Origin of the sequence: Anaerosolibacter carboniphilus, assembly GCF_014205875.1 — a bacterium.
GTDB lineage: Bacteria > Bacillota > Clostridia > Peptostreptococcales > Thermotaleaceae > Anaerosolibacter > Anaerosolibacter carboniphilus.
The window spans coordinates 40,852-58,560 of the sequence record NZ_JACHEN010000016.1; the positions used below are offsets into that span (position 1 = coordinate 40,852).

At 37.3% G+C, this 17,709-nt stretch carries 20 protein-coding genes; all 20 read left to right on the top strand.

Annotated elements, in window-relative coordinates; all coding sequences use genetic code 11:
• The first annotated feature begins 9 nt into the window (after nt 1–9).
• The 20 genes from spoIIIAE to spoIVB all read left to right on the top strand — a co-directional run bounded on the left by spoIIIAE (nt 10) and on the right by spoIVB (nt 17,600).
• A complete protein-coding gene (spoIIIAE, locus tag HNQ80_RS13280) occupies nt 10–1,191 on the top strand; it encodes a stage III sporulation protein AE (protein ID WP_184311145.1) in 1,182 nt (393 codons plus the stop codon).
• 13 nt (nt 1,192–1,204) lie between these two features.
• The gene (gene spoIIIAF, locus HNQ80_RS13285) at nt 1,205–1,837 is read left to right on the top strand and encodes a stage III sporulation protein AF (protein WP_184311146.1); all 633 of its coding nucleotides are present in this window, start codon (nt 1,205–1,207) and stop codon (nt 1,835–1,837) included.
• Between the two features lie 21 nt (nt 1,838–1,858).
• Nucleotides 1,859–2,443: a stage III sporulation protein AG gene (spoIIIAG, locus tag HNQ80_RS13290; protein ID WP_184311147.1), complete on the top strand. Its 585-nt coding sequence runs from the start codon at nt 1,859–1,861 to the stop codon at nt 2,441–2,443.
• Between the two features lie 17 nt (nt 2,444–2,460).
• Nucleotides 2,461–3,147, top strand: coding sequence for a SpoIIIAH-like family protein (locus HNQ80_RS13295; RefSeq protein ID WP_184311148.1), 687 nt, complete (start codon nt 2,461–2,463; stop codon nt 3,145–3,147).
• A gap of 77 nt (nt 3,148–3,224) precedes the next feature.
• Nucleotides 3,225–3,620 (top strand): Asp23/Gls24 family envelope stress response protein, encoded by a 396-nt coding sequence (locus HNQ80_RS13300; protein WP_184311149.1) that lies wholly within the window; start codon nt 3,225–3,227, stop codon nt 3,618–3,620.
• Between the two features lie 64 nt (nt 3,621–3,684).
• Nucleotides 3,685–4,221 (top strand): alkaline shock response membrane anchor protein AmaP, encoded by a 537-nt coding sequence (gene amaP / locus HNQ80_RS13305; protein ID WP_184311150.1) that lies wholly within the window; start codon nt 3,685–3,687, stop codon nt 4,219–4,221.
• Between the two features lie 3 nt (nt 4,222–4,224).
• The gene (locus HNQ80_RS13310; protein WP_243183247.1) at nt 4,225–4,464 is read left to right on the top strand and encodes a DUF2273 domain-containing protein; all 240 of its coding nucleotides are present in this window, start codon (nt 4,225–4,227) and stop codon (nt 4,462–4,464) included.
• A gap of 89 nt (nt 4,465–4,553) precedes the next feature.
• Nucleotides 4,554–4,952 (top strand): transcription antitermination factor NusB, encoded by a 399-nt coding sequence (gene nusB / locus HNQ80_RS13315; protein WP_184311151.1) that lies wholly within the window; start codon nt 4,554–4,556, stop codon nt 4,950–4,952.
• A 6-nt stretch (nt 4,953–4,958) separates the two neighbouring features.
• Nucleotides 4,959–5,900, top strand: coding sequence for an O-sialoglycoprotein endopeptidase (locus HNQ80_RS13320; RefSeq protein ID WP_184311152.1), 942 nt, complete (start codon nt 4,959–4,961; stop codon nt 5,898–5,900).
• Between the two features lie 24 nt (nt 5,901–5,924).
• A complete protein-coding gene (folD, locus tag HNQ80_RS13325; RefSeq protein ID WP_184311153.1) occupies nt 5,925–6,770 on the top strand; it encodes a bifunctional methylenetetrahydrofolate dehydrogenase/methenyltetrahydrofolate cyclohydrolase FolD in 846 nt (281 codons plus the stop codon).
• Nucleotides 6,767–8,008: an exodeoxyribonuclease VII large subunit gene (xseA, locus tag HNQ80_RS13330; protein ID WP_184311154.1), complete on the top strand. Its 1,242-nt coding sequence runs from the start codon at nt 6,767–6,769 to the stop codon at nt 8,006–8,008. Before folD ends, xseA begins: the two co-directional genes overlap by 4 nt.
• Nucleotides 7,983–8,255, top strand: coding sequence for an exodeoxyribonuclease VII small subunit (gene xseB, locus HNQ80_RS13335; protein ID WP_207727011.1), 273 nt, complete (start codon nt 7,983–7,985; stop codon nt 8,253–8,255). The genes xseA and xseB overlap by 26 nt, the downstream gene beginning before the upstream one ends.
• Entirely contained in the window at nt 8,245–9,135 is an 891-nt protein-coding gene (locus HNQ80_RS13340; RefSeq protein ID WP_184311155.1) for a polyprenyl synthetase family protein, read from the top strand. The genes xseB and HNQ80_RS13340 overlap by 11 nt, the downstream gene beginning before the upstream one ends.
• A 17-nt stretch (nt 9,136–9,152) precedes the next feature.
• Nucleotides 9,153–9,596 carry a divergent PAP2 family protein gene (locus HNQ80_RS13345; protein WP_184311156.1) on the top strand — a complete coding sequence of 148 codons (444 nt, stop codon included), beginning with the start codon at nt 9,153–9,155 and terminating at the stop codon, nt 9,594–9,596.
• A gap of 710 nt (nt 9,597–10,306) precedes the next feature.
• A complete protein-coding gene (locus HNQ80_RS13350) occupies nt 10,307–10,951 on the top strand; it encodes a hypothetical protein (protein WP_243183249.1) in 645 nt (214 codons plus the stop codon).
• Nucleotides 10,944–12,824, top strand: coding sequence for a 1-deoxy-D-xylulose-5-phosphate synthase (gene dxs, locus HNQ80_RS13355; protein WP_207727012.1), 1,881 nt, complete (start codon nt 10,944–10,946; stop codon nt 12,822–12,824). Before HNQ80_RS13350 ends, dxs begins: the two co-directional genes overlap by 8 nt.
• A gap of 12 nt (nt 12,825–12,836) precedes the next feature.
• Nucleotides 12,837–13,649, top strand: coding sequence for a TlyA family RNA methyltransferase (locus HNQ80_RS13360; protein ID WP_207727013.1), 813 nt, complete (start codon nt 12,837–12,839; stop codon nt 13,647–13,649).
• Nucleotides 13,650–13,842: 193 nt separating this feature from the next.
• On the top strand, nt 13,843–14,292 hold the full coding sequence (locus HNQ80_RS13365; protein WP_184311157.1) for an arginine repressor: 450 nt from the start codon (nt 13,843–13,845) through the stop codon (nt 14,290–14,292).
• 14 nt (nt 14,293–14,306) lie between these two features.
• Nucleotides 14,307–16,031: a DNA repair protein RecN gene (gene recN, locus HNQ80_RS13370; RefSeq protein ID WP_184311158.1), complete on the top strand. Its 1,725-nt coding sequence runs from the start codon at nt 14,307–14,309 to the stop codon at nt 16,029–16,031.
• 255 nt (nt 16,032–16,286) lie between these two features.
• Nucleotides 16,287–17,600, top strand: coding sequence for a SpoIVB peptidase (gene spoIVB / locus HNQ80_RS13375; protein ID WP_184311159.1), 1,314 nt, complete (start codon nt 16,287–16,289; stop codon nt 17,598–17,600).
• Nucleotides 17,601–17,709: the final 109 nt, after the last annotated feature.

Genomic DNA, 17,709 nt, shown 5'->3' on the forward strand with positions numbered 1-17,709 from the left:
GTGAAATAGATGAAAAAAATCGTATGCCTGGTTATTTTCATAAGCATTTTCTTTCCTCAAACCTCTTTTGCTATGGAATCCAGCCCTGAGGATAGTTTAGTTACCGACGAACTCATCATGGAACAATTTGATAAGATGGATACCCATGATCTCAATCAAATCATTGAAAGTATCAATCGGGATCTGGATCAGTATTTGCCCACCCTACACCTAAAATCTCTGGTACAGTCCATCGTGAGGGGAGAAAGCGTATTTTCTATCAAAGATCTTCTCAATGGGCTTTTAAAATATCTATTTAAAGAAGTTATTGCAAATTCCATGCTCTTGGTAAAGCTCATCGTCATTGCAGTATTATGTGCTTTCCTCAATAACCTTTCCAACGCCTTTGAAAGTGATGCCGTAGGAAAATTGGCTTATAGCACCTGTTATATCGTCATTATTGCCATTGCCATACAGAGCTTTTCCATAGCAACTAAAATAGGGGTAGAGGCCATTGATGAAATGGTCATGTTTGTGCAAGCACTGCTGCCAATTTTATTAACACTTTTGATGACCATGGGAGGTATTACAGCTTCAGCACTATTCCAACCCGTTATTATTGCTTCGGTTGGGATCATCAGCACCCTCATGAAAACCATCGTCATCCCGCTGATCTTTTTTTCTGTAATTTTATCAATTGTCAATTATTTATCCTCTAAAATCCATGTTTCGAAGCTAGCATCACTGTTGAAACAGGTCTGCGTCATCCTTTTAGGCCTGATGCTAACGGTTTTCATCGGTATCATCACCATTCAAGGGGTGGCTGCTTCTGCAACAGACGGTGTCACCATACGGACGGCTAAGTTTGCCGTAGGATTAATCCCTGTAGTTGGCGGATTCATATCCGATGCTGCCGACGCAATCCTTGGTTGTTCTCTTATATTAAAAAATGCCATTGGTGGCGTTGGTCTCTTTATATTAGCTTTCATTGTTTTGATGCCACTATTGAAAATTTTGGCATTGATTCTGATCTATAAGTTAGCAAGCGCTTTGATTGAGCCCATTGTAGACAGTGACTTGCCGGATTGCTTGAATGATTTGAGCAATGCTTTGGTCATGTTATTTGGCACGGTGCTTTCTGTAGCGATTATGTTTTTTATGGCAGTGACGATGATTATTGGCGCAGGTAACATAAGCGCCATGATGCGATAAATGAGGTGAACGTATGATGGCCTTTTTAAGAACCTGGACCTTGAATATTGTAATGGTAGTCATTTTCATTTCTTTTGTGGAGCTTTTACTCCCCAGTAGCAGCATGAAAAAATACATAAAAATGGTAGTAGGGCTACTGGTCATTCTTGTGATTCTAAATCCAATCATTGAACTTCTATATGGGGATATCAATGTGCAGGATGAAATCTTTAAATCCACTGTTATGATTGAAAAAGAAGCTCTTTCCAAGGATGCCGTAGAGTTTCAAGGGGCACGCAATCAGCAAATGATCTCTATGTACAAAGAAAAAATTGCAGAACATCTCCGAGATAAAATTGGTTATGAATATGATGTTCGCCTGGAAAACGTACGTATTGAGATTGAGGAAGATATGAGCAACAAGGATTTTGGAAAAATCAAAGAGATTTCCCTTGTAATTGCCAAAGGTGAGAAAAAATCTGATAGTCAAATCACCATAGGGAGTGTTGACCAGATTTCAGTTGAAGTAAATAGTTCTCCTGAAAAAGTAATGTCCAACAGAGAAGAAGACTCATATTTCATTTCTGATATAAAAAATAACATTTCTAAGTTCTACGATATCGAAGAAGATAATATTAATATTAGTATGAATAAGACAAGTCATTAAGAATCAGGGGGGATAGGGACCATGAAGGGTTTTGAAAAATACAAAGAGATGATTAATAACACCAATTATAAAAAAATAATATATAATCTAGTAGCCATCATCATCGTTTGTGTCATCGCATTACTATCTTGGGATACTTTTTTTCCTAGCAATAAAAACAATTCAGAAACAAAACTTGTTGGAACTGTGAAGGAAAAAGATGATATCCAAGCATCAGATTATAAAGATAGCCTAGAACAACAGCTTAAACATATTCTAGGTCAGATCAAAGGAGTTGGGGCAGTCGAAGTAATGGTCACATATGAAAGTACTGCCGAAGTTGTACCCGCTCTTAACAAAACCCAGTCCAATCAAATCACAGAAGAAAAGGATGCTCAAGGAGGAACGCGAACGACGAAGCAAGATGATCAGAGCGAAAGCATCATTACTTCATCTAATGGAACAGGTCAACTGATTGTGCTAAAGGAAATTAAACCGCAGATCAGAGGCGTTGTAGTTGTAGCTGAGGGTGCTGGGGATATCCAAGTGAAAACAGAATTGATAGAAGCAGTAAAAACCATCTTTCAAGTACCAGCCCATAAAGTCATGGTTTATGAAAAAGAATAGGATAGGGAGGAAAAGCTATGTATAGATTTAAGCGAAGAAATTATTTGGTACTATCACTGGTGGCAGTCCTATGTTTTATCAGCTACTTGAATTATGCAATCAATAAGTACTCTCTGTTAGAAACATCCTCAGAGTTTGCTCGATATGAGGAAATCAAATTGACAGAAGTGGATTTGACAGATTCTGAATTGCCTCAGGCGGAAACCACCGACGAAAATCCTTCATTAGGAGACGCACAAAAACCAGAAAATGATATTTCTTTGGTAGATAGCACGGAAAATAAGGTTGAGGATATGGTATCTGAGGCAAGTACAACCATTGCCAGCTCAATTACAAATAGTAAAACTATAAAAAGATCAAACTATTTTATTGAATCTAGGCTCAATACCACCATTGAACGGGATAAAATCGTCGGACTGCTCAATGAAATGATAAACAACGAAATGACCGATGAAAATAATCGAAAAGCAGCCAATGATCAAAAGCTAAAGCTGATTGATATCATGAATAAAGAAAAAATAATAGAGAATTTGATCAAAGCCAAAGGTTTTGAAGAAGCACTTGTATTTATCACAGATAATTCTGTAAATGTTATCGTAGAAGCAGAGAAGCTAACAGACTCTGATATGGCTAAAATTTTAGATATTGTGATGAGAGAAACAAAGGTACCCTTTGATAATATAAAAATCTTAAATAAATTTTAGTTAGATTTGTAAATCCAGTATGCATTTGGTATAATATTCTTTAGAGATTTCCATCTATAGATGCTGGGGGTGTACCAATGGTCATTAATAATCTAGATAATTCTGATTATGGTCAAATAAAAATTGCCGACGAGGTCGTGGGAGTAATTGCAGGATTAGCTGCAACAGAAGTCCCTGGCGTTGCAGGTATGAGTGGTGGTATTGCAGGCGGAATTGCTGAAATGCTGGGACGAAAAAACCTGTCCAAAGGTGTAAAGGTAGAGGTAGGAGAAAAAGAGGCCGCTGTAGATATGTTCATTATCGTTGAATATGGTGTGAAAATTCCTGATGTTTCTTGGCAAATTCAAGAAAGTGTCAAAAAAGCCGTCGAAACGATGACTGGTCTTAAGGTTATTGAAGTCAACATTCATGTTCAAGGTGTCAATATCGATAAAGAGAATAAAGAAGAAGAAAACATCCAAAGAGTAAAATAAAACCTTTAACTAACCCTCTGACAACTCAGAGGGTTAGTTTACATGTCTTTAGGGAGGAGATTTTATGAATATTATTGATCGTGTTTTCTTAGCTTTATATAGCTTGTTTATTGGTTTATTTTCTTTAATTCTTCTATTTGTCCCCTTTTATGAGGAAGCCTATTGGTGGACAAGCCATGTTTTTGACATATATCGTTTCGACTGGCAGTATGTACTGATCCCTGGGTTCTTTTTCATCATAAGCATTCGATTTCTTATGACTGGGCTAAAAAGCCATGCTTCAAAAAATAGGAGCATTGTGAAACATACATCCTATGGTGAAATCAGTATTTCGCTAAATACTTTGGAAGGGATGGCACAAAAATCTGCCCGAGAAATCAATGGACTCCGTGAAATTAGGGCTACGGTGCACCCTTTGGCGGAAGGAATACTTATTCATATCAATGCCCTTACTGTACCAGATGCAAATATACCTGAAACAACCGTTAAGGTGCAACAAAGCATTAAAGAATATATTGAGCAATATTCAGGTATTGAGGTCAGAGAGGTTAAAGTAAGCATAGAAAATATTGCTTCCATCAGCAAAGGAAGGGTAGAGTAATATATGAGAAATATGTTTATTGATAAAGAAAAGCTTATGGAAATATTCAATCATCATAGAGGAAAAATCATAGGAATGTTTATTGGGTTATTTTTTAGTATTTTTGTCATTTTAATAGGCATCATTAAAACCCTGTTTATTGCCCTTTGTGTATACCTAGGCTTTTTTATCGGTAAGAAGATTGATGATAAAGAGGATTTGTTAATGCTCTTGGATAAAATATTACCCCCGGGAAAATTTTAATAGGCTTTACATACATATCCTATTTTGAGTTACAATATTGAAAAGAATAAAAATTAAATAGAAAGTTTGATATAACTAGGAGGAAATATATGAGTAGAAAATTTGCTAGGGAAATGGCCATGAAATTAATCTATCAAATGGATATGCATGGAGATTTTTCAGATACAATGATAGATCGTTTTGTTAATGAACTTCCCGAGGACAAAGAAGAAAATGACTATATCAAAAATATTGTGAGCATATACATAACACATAAAAGCGCAATTGATGAGATTATTGAAGAACATGCCATTGATTGGAAATTAGACCGAATGCCAAAGGTAGATGCAGCAATTCTCCGGCTTGCCATCGCAGAAATTCAATATCGCAAAGATATACCTGAAAGTGTATCTATCAATGAAGCCGTCGAACTGGCAAAACAATATAGCACAGACCATTCAGGTGGTTTTATCAATGGTATATTAGGAAGCTTTGTGGAAAAGAAGTGATGTAGTATGGCACAATATTACTTAGGAATAGATACCAGCAATTATACAACTTCTATGGCTGTGGTAGATGCAGCTGGCTTATTGATTTATGAAAAAAGAAAATTATTAGAAGTAAAAAAAGGAGAGAGGGGATTAAGACAATCGGATGCCCTCTTTCAGCATGTTTTGACGATGCCTGAATTGTTTGAAGATTTTACTCTGCATGTAGATTCAGGACAAATTAAAAAGGTTATTGTCAGCAGTAGACCCCGTCCTGTAGAGAACTCTTATATGCCAGTCTTTCGGGCAGGTCAATCCTACGGGAAAGTCTTGGCTTCCACCTTAAATTGCGGCTACCAAGAATTCAGTCATCAGGAAAATCATATTAAAGCAGCGGAATGGTCAGCTGGGGCAAACCTAGGCGATCAATTTATCGCAATTCATATTTCTGGTGGCACCACTGAAATCTTAAAGATTATAAAAAAACAGAATGCTGGCTATGACATTGTCCAAATCGGTGGTACGAAGGATATTAGCATTGGTCAATTGATAGATCGTATCGGTGTAAGCCTAGGTTTAGATTTTCCAGCTGGAAAAGCATTGGATCGTATGGCCGTTAACAGCGAATCCTTTGATTTTAAGCTTCCTGCCTCGGTAAAGGGTACCTTTATGAATTTATCTGGGCCTGAGACTAAGGCAATGAGAGCTATCGCCCAAGGCGGAGATTCCCATGGGATTGCATGGGCTACATTCCAATGCATATCCAAATCCTTAGAAGCCGCTATCTTAAATGCATGCCAGGATACAGCTTTGCACCAGGTGATAATTGTTGGAGGAGTAGCTTCCAGCTCTTATATCAGAGATTTTCTTAGCCATTCCCATAAATTAGAAGGAATTGATATTCATTATGGGGACGCAAAGTATTGTACAGATCACGCTGTAGGGACAGCTTTATTAGGTATAGACTAATTATTGTAAAGGAAGGATGATTCTATGACCGCAAAGGTGCTAGATGGAAAAAAGTTTGCAAAGGAAATCAAAGAAAATCTGGCAAAAGAAATCAAAGAGCTCTATGACAGTAAAGGAATCGTTCCAGGTCTAGCCGTGGTTCTTGCTGGAGATGACGACGCTTCCCAAGTATATGTGGACATGAAAGAAAAAGCATGTGCAAGCATCGGCATGTATTCCAAGTCCTTTAGGCTTCCTTCGACCGTAGCTCAGTCAGAGCTCCTAGACATCATTGATCAACTAAATCGTGATGATAAAATTCATGGTATATTGATTCAATTGCCACTACCAGAAGCTATTGATGAAAAAGTTGTAAGTAATAGGATCCATCCCGAAAAGGACATAGACGGCTTTCATCCCATCAATAACGGAAGACTTTTACTAGGTGAGGGCGACTTGGCGCCTTGTACTCCTTTGGGGATTATTGAATTGATTAAATCTACAGGAATAGAAATTTCAGGAAAGCATGCTGTAGTGATTGGCAGAAGCAATATTGTAGGAAAGCCAACTGGAATGCTGCTCTTGAAAGAAAATGCTACTGTTACCATCTGTCATTCAAAAACAAAAGATTTAGCTTTACAATTAAAGGAAGCAGATATTATTGTATCGGCTGTGGGTATTCCAAATCTTGTTAGGGGCTATATGGTAAAAGAAGGAGCCATTGTGATTGATGCAGGCACAAGGGTCGTTGACAATAAATTGGTAGGTGATGTAAACTACACTGAGGTGGAAAAGATCGCTTCATGGATTACACCTGTACCAGGTGGTGTTGGTCCCATGACCATCGCGATGCTTCTAAGGAATACATTTAAGGCGGCTCTTAAGCGATGAAGCTGCGAGCATTGAGTGTTTCTGAACTTAATAAATATATCAAAAGAATCATTGGCTCTGATCCTATTTTGAATAACATTCATCTAAAGGGTGAAGTATCTAATTTTAAGATTCATAGTAGTGGCCATGCTTATTTTTCTTTAAAGGATGATAAAAGTAAAATTAATTGTATTATGTTTAGAGATGATGTTAGCAAAGTGAAATATAGAATTACAGAAGGCTTGAATGTAATTGTTAAGGGATATGTTTCAACCTATGAACGGGATGGCCTATATCAGCTTTACGTTCATGAAATTGAGCCAGAAGGCCTCGGTTCCCTTTACCTAGCCCTGCAGCAGCTAAAAGAAAAGTTAGAAGAAGAAGGTCTGTTTGACAGAATGTACAAAAAAAACATTCCTTCTTTTCCGAAAAAAATAGCTGTGATCACATCCCTAACTGGGGCTGCGATTCGGGATATTTTATCGATTATTCAGCGTAGAAATCCCACAATTCATGTGGTTATCATCCCTGTAACAGTTCAGGGTGAAGCAGCAGGCGCAGAAATTTCTCATGCCATTGGAATGGTGAATCATCGTGATGATATCGATGTCATCATTTTAGGAAGGGGTGGGGGCTCCATCGAAGAGTTATGGGCTTTCAACGAAGAGGTCGTGGCACGAAGTATCTTTTCTTCTCAGATCCCTATTATATCAGCAGTAGGCCATGAAACAGATTATACGATCAGCGATCTTGTGGCAGATCTAAGAGCACCTACCCCTTCGGCTGCAGCTGAATTGGCGGTGCCTATGTATAGGGATATTAAGAATCATTTAGACATGTATATGCAGTATATGCATATTTCCCTAAATAAATTTTTAAAGGAAAAAAGAAGCTGTTTAGAGAAATGTGATGAGCTTCAATTGGAGCGTAGGCTTCGAAACAAGCTTCGTGAAGAAAAACAACACCTAGATATAACTTTTAGCAATTTACAGATTCAATCAAAACGAATGATCGATAAAAGCAGAAGCGCATTGACAGGCTATGGACATAAACTAGATGTGCTAAATCCCTTTGCCACTTTAAGGAGGGGTTATTCTATCACTTTGGATCATAGCAATCGTAAAGTCATAACATCTATAGAAAAGATCAAGGTAGGCGACGATATTAATATTATGTTGACCAATGGTGAGGTTTTATGTAAAGTAACCGATGTAGTTAGGGAGGAAATTAATTTTGAAAACACAGAAGCAAAACAATGACAAAACAGACTTATCCTTTGAGGAAGCGATGACGCGTTTGGACGAAATCGTAAAAATATTGGATGAAGGTAAGCTTTCTCTAGATGATACTTTGATTTTATATGAGGAAGGAATAAATCTTTATAGATGCTGCAGTAATTTGTTGGACAAAACTGAACAGAGAATTACGATATTAGGTAAAAACAATTCAAACGAATATGAGGAATTTGATTATAAAGAGCTTGGGGTGGACAAAAATGGATTTTAAGAATCTGATGGATAAACAGATACAGCTTATTGATCGGTCTTTAGATCAAGTACTCCCGAAGGAGAAAGATTATCAGGATATCATTTTTGAGTCCATGCGTTACAGCGTTTTTGCTGGTGGAAAACGCCTTCGCCCGATTCTCATGCTTGCCGCCTGCGAATTTGTAGGTGGTCACGAAAAGGATGTGCTTCCTTTTTGTTGCGCCATTGAAATGATTCACACCTACTCTTTAATCCATGATGATCTACCTGCCATGGATAACGATGACTTTCGCAGAGGAAAGCCTACAAATCATAAGGTTTATGGAGAAGGGATTGCAGTACTTGCTGGTGACGGCCTGCTAAACTATGCCTATGAAATTATGTTAAAATCCCTTCTTCAGGATGCAGGAGATCCTAAACGGAAAATCCAGGCCATGGAAGAGATCGCCAGAGCAGCTGGTATTTACGGGATGATTGGTGGTCAAGTAGTGGATTTAGCCTCTGAGAATAAACAGATTGATGGAGATGCTCTGGACTATATTCATAATCATAAAACGGCAGCTTTGATTGTTGCAGCCATAAGAGCGGGTGCTATCATTGGCGGTGCAGATGATCAGGCATTGAATCGCTTAACAGAGTATGGAAAGTGTATTGGTTTAGGCTTTCAGATCACGGATGACTTATTAGATATTCTCGGCGATGAGAAAAAACTTGGTAAAAAGGTTGGAAGTGATATCGAAAATCACAAATCTACCTATCCGTCCATCCATGGCATTGATCAGTCCATTGCTAAGGTTCAAGAACTATTTCATAAGAGTTTGGCTGCATTACAAGGATATGATAATAAGTCCGCATTTTTTGTAAACCTAGCTGACTATTTGGTAAAACGAGAGTATTAGGTAAAGGAGGGAGACAAGTGCACTTTTTTGAACAAATCGCGAAAAATGATGTTTTCATCGTTGGCCTCATCGCTTGGTTTATTGCCCAGGCTTTAAAGGTGATTCACAGCTTAATAACAGATAAGAAATTGAATCTTTATCGATTTGTTGGTTCTGGCGGTATGCCTAGTTCTCATTCTTCCCTGGTGATGGGTCTATCTACTGCAGTAGGCATTAAAAGTGGCTGGGACTCCGCTGATTATGCCATTGCGTTATCCTTTGCTCTCATCATTATGTATGATGCCTCAGGTGTAAGAAGGGCTGTGGGTAAACAAGCGATTATTTTGAATAAAATAATTGAGGATCGCCATCATCATAAGCCTATTGGAGAACAACGTTTAAAAGAATTAATTGGTCATACACCTGTTGAAGTCTTTGCTGGAGCCCTTCTAGGTATTATTGTTGCAAATCTACTCATTTGAATTGGTGCTTAAACTGTGCTATAATATTTTCTAGCTTTAAGTGGCGCAGTATTCTAGTCAGTACTACTATTTCTGAAGGCGGGGCTAAAAATCCGTTGAAGGGCACATCGATGAAGTTCCTGGTTTCGGCTGCTGACGCCCAGTCGGGGGTCGGTGCTGGGAGTAAGGTGATGGGGGCGATCCACAATGGCATGTGGGCGATGACCCTCTTACCGTGGAGACCAAAGAACTGACCATAGGTCAAGTCTTTGGATAAACCTGCATAGTGGTTCCAATGCATTTTGGTTGTGGGCTACATGCAGCGTAGCCTGCCTTGAGTGGGATTTGGCGGATAATAGGTAACAGGCATTATACTTATCGGCCAATAGGTATGATGTTATTGCTATTCGAAACCTTTTCTGCAAAAGAGGCTAAGAATTAGTTTGACTGTTGAGGAAAACTCCTAGACTGTTCCTTTGGAGGTATATTGGGGATTACAGTGCGGACTAAGTGGTAATCTAGTCTTACCTATGGTGACAAGGTAGAAATAGATTTGAAGGGGAACCGCTGATTTGGCGACAAACCAGTATCTATTTGGGAAAGCCTACTGGACCTAAGCCGCAAAATTTACTCATTATACTGCCACTTGATATTCTAAATGGACGGGCTGATAGCATTTGCTATCAGCCTTTATAAAGATTTATAAATCTAATGCGCGGGTGAATATAACTATGAAAGAACAGCCTGGGGAAGTACACCATCGAAAAAAAGAAATGGGTAAGTCTTGGATTCGTTTATATAACTCAAAATGGGTAATACTCATAACTGTATGGACTTTTTTTCTAGCGATGGGTATGAGTTTTATTTCTGATACCATACTGAGAAATGTAAATCTACTTGTTGCATTTATGATACTAGTTATTATCATATTTATAGGTATCTTTTTTGACCTTATTGGTATTGCTGTGGCCTCTGCTAGGGAAACGCCTTTTCATTCCATGGCTGCAAATAGGATTGCTGGTGCCAAATATGCTGTGAAGTTAGTAAGAAATGCTGGATCCGTAGCTAATTTTTGCAATGATGTCATTGGTGACATTTGCGGCATTGTTAGTGGTGCTGCTGGAGCTATTCTAATATTAAAATTGAATGCTATTAGTCAAATCAATATATCCTTTCTTTCCATACTTCTAAGTGGAGCTGTAGCAGCTATCACCGTTGGTGGAAAAGCCATCGCCAAGGAAATCGCTCTAAGGAAATCAAAGGAAATCGTGTTTTCGGCGGGAAAAGTGCTATATTTTATTCATTCAAAATTCAATATTAACATTTTGCCCGACAAAAGACGAAGTGCAAAACATGAGAGAAAGAGAGATGAGTAATTTGAATGACTTGATCTCAAAAATTGATTCACCTACAGATATAAAAAAAATGAGTAATTCTGAACTACAGGAGCTTGGGAAAGAGGTAAGAAACTTTCTTATTGAAAGTGTTGCCAAAACAGGTGGGCACCTGGCTTCAAACCTAGGCGTGGTGGAACTAACCATTGCCATTCATCGTGTCTTTAATAGCCCTAAGGATAAAATTATTTGGGATGTTGGGCATCAAGCCTATGTACATAAGCTTTTTACTGGAAGAAAGCATCTGTTTCATACATTGAGAAAGCATAAGGGTATGAGCGGATTTCCAAAACGTTGTGAGAGCGAGCACGATGTCTTTGAAACAGGTCATAGCAGCACCTCTATCTCTGCTGGCTTAGGAATGGCAAAGGCGAGGGATATTTTAGGAGAAAAGCATGCAGTTGTTTCAATAATTGGTGATGGTGCCCTAACTGGAGGCATGGCCTTTGAAGCATTAAACCACGCTGGCCATTCAAATACAGATTTTATTGTGATTCTTAATGATAATGCGATGTCTATTTCTCAAAACGTAGGTGGTCTTTCTAAGTATTTAAATCGTCTAAGATCTGACCCCACCTATTTTAAAGTTAAAAACGATGTAGAAAACTTATTAAATAAAATTCCTGCTGTGGGCAAAGCTATGTTTAAGACAGCAGAAAAAGCAAAAGATAGTCTTAAGTATTTCCTTGTACCTGGTGTTATTTTTGAAGAACTTGGTTTTACTTACCTAGGACCTGTTAACGGCCACGATTTAAAAGAATTGACCATTGTTCTAAATCGGGCCAAGAATATTAACGGGCCGGTTTTCATCCATGTTTTAACGAAAAAAGGTAAAGGATATGATTTTGCTGAGAAAAATCCTGATAAATTCCATGGTGTAAATCCTTTTAAGGTTGAAACAGGAAAAGCCGTATCTGTTCATTCTAGTGAAAGTTATTCCGCTGTTTTTGGACAAACTCTTTGCAAACTGGCACAAAAAAATCGGCAAATTGTGGGGATTACCGCAGCAATGCCTTCAGGAACTGGTTTGAGCGAATTTGCCAATAAATATCCAGAACGTTTTTTTGATGTGGGCATAGCAGAGCAGCATGCGGTTACCTTTGCGGCTGGTTTGGCTGCCAAGGGTCTTAGACCGGTATTCGCGGTTTATTCAACCTTCTTACAAAGAGCCTACGACCAAATTATCCATGATGTCTGTCTTCAGAATCTATCAGTCTTATTCTGCATTGACCGTGGAGGTCTGGTAGGGAATGATGGTGAAACCCATCATGGCGTTTTTGATTTATCCTTTTTGTCCCATATTCCTAATATGATGATCATGGCTCCAAAGGATGGCAAGGAGCTTAAAAGCATGATGGAATTTGCTTTTACCCATGAGGGTCCTATTGCTATCCGCTATCCTAGAGGAGAAAGTGATGATTTTTCTGGAGTATCCTCAGATTATAATGTAGCATCCTTGCAAGCTGAGATTTTAATGAAGGGTAATGATATCTGTATATTTGCCATAGGAAATATGGTTCGAACTGCCTATGAAGCCGCCCTGCGACTCAAGGCAGAAAATATAAATTGTACTGTGGTTAATGCAAGGTTTGCAAAGCCTCTGGATGAAGCCAGGATCTTATCTGAAGCTTCTGCTTGTCCCCATGTTATCACCCTAGAAGATAATCTGATCAAGGGGGGCTTTGGAAGTCAGGTATTAGATCTGTTGAATAAAAAGAATGTTTATAAAAATATCAAGTTGTTAGGTCTACCAGATCAATTCATCGAGCATGGAGACAATGATGACTTATTCAAGCTCTATGGTTTGGACGTGGATGGCGTTGTCAGTCATGCTTACGAGATGCTTGGAAAATAGGAGAGAAATATAATGGGCGAAAAAAATAGAATTGATGTTGTACTCGTTGAAAAAGGCATATTTGATTCCCGAGAAAAGGCAAGAACATCTATTATGGCGGGTCTTGTATTTGTTGATCACCAGCGGATAGATAAGTGTGGTACAAAAATTGATACTGATGCGGTAATTGAAGTGAAAGGAAAGGCAATCCCGTATGTGAGCAGAGGAGGATTGAAGCTGGAGAAAGCCATTCAACAGTTTAACATTGTTCTTATGGATAAGGTTGCTTTAGACATTGGCGCCTCTACAGGTGGTTTTACGGATTGTATGCTTCAAAATAGTGCAAAGAAGGTGTATGCTATCGATGTAGGCTATGGTCAACTTGCTTGGGAACTAAGACAAGATCCCCGAGTTGTTGTCATGGAGCGTACGAATATTCGTCATGTGAGTAAAGAGAGTTTTCTAGAGATCATTGACTTTGCATCCATTGATGTTTCTTTTATCTCTTTGCGGCTCGTCTTGCCCGTAGTTAAGGAACTTCTAAAATCTGAAGGAGAAGTTGTATGCTTAATCAAGCCTCAATTTGAAGCTGGAAGAGAAAAAGTTGGAAAGAAAGGTGTAGTAAAGGACATTAATGTTCATAAGGAAGTTATTTTCAAGGTATTAACCTTTGCAAAGGAAAATAACTTTTTTGTAAAGGGGTTATCCTACTCACCTATCAAGGGACCTGAAGGAAATATTGAATATCTTGCCTATTTAATTAATGAAAAGGCTGCATCAGAAACTTCCGATAATTTTGATCAACTTATTGAACAGGTTGTTATCCAATCACATAGTCAACTTTAATAAAGATAGCCATATCGGTTATCTTTTATTATCTGAAAGAAAGTAAATAATAATGAAATGTATAAAAAATTTTTTTGGTGAATAAAGGATAAAATAGAACCATGTAGAATAATGTTAATATGTGCTATTTATGTAGGATCTTATGAATTGTTTTATTTATATAATGAAAATTTAATACTTTAGGAGGTTTAGCATGAAATATTCTAGGCATGCGAAAATACTTGAAATCATCGAAAATAATGAAATCGAAACCCAAGAAGATCTGGCAGAGTTCTTAAAAAAGGGTGGTATCAATGTTACCCAGGCAACTGTTTCTAGAGACATCAAGGAATTGCGTCTAATCAAAGTTCTTGCTAAAAGTGGCCGCTATAAATATGCTTCTTTAAAGCAACAGGAAAGCGCTATCTCAGATCGCTTGGTGAAAATTTTTAAGGATTCCATATTATCCATTGATAGCGCTGCTAATTTTGTTGTGTTGAAGACCCTTTCTGGAGCAGCCAATGCCGCTGCTGCTGCTGTAGATGCATTGGATATCAAGGAGATTGTAGGAACAATTGCTGGAGATGACACAATTTTTATTCTGATTCGTGATCAAGAGTACTCGAGTATTGTCGTTGATAAATTTAAGAAGCTTATAAAGTAACCGGAGGTATTGGAATGCTCTTAGATTTATATATAGAAAATTTTGCTTTGATAGAAAAGATGCGCGTAAGTTTTACCAATGGACTAAATATTTTAACAGGTGAAACTGGAGCTGGTAAATCTATATTAATTGATGCAGTAAACATGGCGATAGGATTAAGAGCAGACAAGAACTTTATTCGAACTGGCAGTGAGAAATCAATCATTCAACTAATTTTTGAATGTAATCAAACATCGTTAAGTGATTTATTAAAGAATCATGGTATCGAATTAGAAAACGATCAAATACTAATACTAACTCGGGAATTATATAGCAATGGCAGGAGTGTTTCACGGATCAATGACAAGATAGTTACAGTTTCTTTGGTAAGAGAGATCAGCAAATATCTTATCGATATCCACGGACAACATGAACATCAATCCCTTTTGTATTCAGAGAATCATATAGATATCGTAGATTCTTTCGCTGAAAAGGACATTCATACGCTGAAGGTTGAAATAGAGAATAAATTTCAGCTCTTAAAGAGACAAGAACGGAAGCTTGCCAGTCTATATGGAAATGAAATCGAAAGAGAAAGAAAAATTGATTTATTGAAATTCCAAGTAAATGAAATCGATGAATGTAAGTTAATGAACAACGAAGAAGAGACTCTGTTGGCAGAGCGAAATTTACTGGCCAATAGCGAAAGAATTCATGATGTTGTATCACGATCTTATGAAGATTTGTTTCATGGAATGGATCATAATAAGTCGCTACTTGATACATTGGGACATATCGTCAATGATTTTAATCATATAAAAGAATACGATCCACTCTTAGCGAACATTAGTCAAGGGTTATATGAAGCTTTATACAAGCTTGAGGATATTACTAGAGATATTCGCTTATATAGAGATCGCATAGAATATGACCCCAATACACTAGATCAAATTGAAAAAAGGTTAGATACCATCAATAGCTTGAAGAGAAAGTATGGTAAGACCATCGATGATATTTTAAGTTATCGTAACCGCATTTTTTGCGAATTAGAAGAAATTCTAAATAGTGAAGAAATCATTAAAGATTTAAAAAAGAGCATAGATGAATTAAGTGGGGAACTTTTGTTACTCAGTCAAAACCTTAGTGATAAGCGAAAGGCAATTTCTCTTGAACTAGAGAACAAAGTAATGAAGGAATTATCAAGCTTGAACATGAAAAATGTTTCTTTTAAAGTTGATTTTTCTGTCCAGCTTGATAAAGATCATCGTCCTATGTTAACATCTAAAGGAATAGATCATATTGAATTTTTAATCTCTACAAATTCTGGTGAACCATTAAAGCCTTTAACAAAAATTGTTTCCGGTGGTGAAATGTCTAGAATTATGTTGGCATTTAAGACAATTCTAGCTGCCGTAGACAACATTCCAACTCTTATTTTTGATGAAATTGATACTGGTATTAGCGGTCGAACTGCAACGATTGTTGGTGAAAAGTTAGCATTGATTTCCTCAACCCACCAAATTCTCTGTATAACCCATTTGCCACAAATTGCGTTGATGGCGGATAACCATTTCCATATTATAAAAACTAGTATTGAAGGTCATACGAAAACAACTGTAGAAAGATTGAAAGATAATGAGCGCATTGATGAATTAGCACGTTTATTGGGTGGTGTTTCTTTAACTCAGTTAACCATAGAACATGCTAAGGAAATGCTTGAACAAGGAAAAATCTTTAAAAACAATTTGAAGAAAAAATAAAAAAATAGGTTGATTACCACCTATTTTTTTATTTTGGAAAGTTTTACTTTAATAGTGATACTTTAATATTTAAGCAAGATATTATTTTTCTTAAGAAATGTTCAATGAAACGAAAACTCGATTGAAGTCTGGTCCTAATAACATTTTTTATGAAGCATAATAGACTTCAAAACAGGCTAATCTAAATATAGAAGTAAAAAACTTTTAGTGGAGGTGAAGAAAAAATATAAGGGGAAAAGAGGAGTGTGATCTTTATTGGATAAGGGCAAAAAAAGGCGCCTCATTTCGCTTTTCGTAGTTGCAGTTTTCATGACTGCATTTTACGTTTTTGTCTTGAATGAAATCATTCAATTTCCAAATGAACTTAAAATATTTGAAGGCGAAAACCAGTCTTTAGATGTAAAGTTTCCTTTAAAGGCTGAGAACAAAAAAGACCCGAATAACATTATTCGTCTTGTTAATCAAGAAGTAGATAAAAACAATCGTTCAATCTCCTTAAATCCACTAAAGTTAGGTAAAACAGATATACAGCTTAAATTACTAGGCGTGTTGCCCATTAAAACATTATCTGTTGAAGTAATACCTAAAGTTAAGGTAATTCCTGGTGGTCAATCTATTGGCGTCAAGTTAAATACAAAAGGTGTATTAATTGTAGGCTTAGAGGAAATTGAAAGTATAGATGGAAGAAAATACAATCCTGGCTATACTGCAGGGTTAAATATTGGAGACAGCATTCTCCAAATTAACGATGAGAAGGTCAGGGATGCTGAACATGTGACTGATCTTATAAATGGCAATGGAAATAAAATGCTTCAGCTGCGAGTAAAAAGAGGAGAAAAACTGTTGGATATTAATATTCACCCCGTTAAATCTGCCGATGATGGAGAATATCGATTGGGTCTATGGGTAAGAGATAAGACTGCTGGTGTAGGAACTCTGACTTTTTATCATCCTGATTCCATGAAGTTTGGTGCATTAGGTCATGCTATCACTGATATCGACACAGGACTGTTACTTGCTGTAAATAGTGGAGAAGTCGTTAAATCGAAGGTAGCTTCTGTACAGCAAGGTAAGAAGGGGAAACCTGGAGAAATAAAAGGCATCTTCTATGAGACAACAAAACCCATTGGAAATCTTGAAAAAAATACCCATTATGGTATTTATGGTAAGGCTTATGAAGACATCAAAAACCCGTTATATAGTCAACCAATAGAGATTGGGTTTCAGAATCAGGTAAAGGAAGGCAAAGCGACTATCCTTACCACCATTGATAGTAATGAGGTACAAGCCTATGAAATATCTATTGAAAAGATAAATCATCAAAAAAATCCAAATGTTAAAAGCATGATCATTCGAGTAACAGATAAAAGATTACTTGAAAAGAGTGGGGGAATTGTTCAAGGGATGAGCGGTAGTCCAATCATTCAAGATGGAAAGCTCATCGGTGCAGTAACCCATGTATTCGTCCATGACCCTACAAAAGGATATGGACTTTTTATCGAATGGATGTTAAACGAATGTGGTGTTGATCTAAATAGCTACCGACAACTTGCAAATAGTGATGAATAGGAGGAGTGCCCTCGTGGCACTCTTTATTGTTAATACTTTTAAAGAATTTACATTAAAATCTATGTTATTCTTTTCCAATACAGAAGGAAATCTTATATCTTTGTCGAAT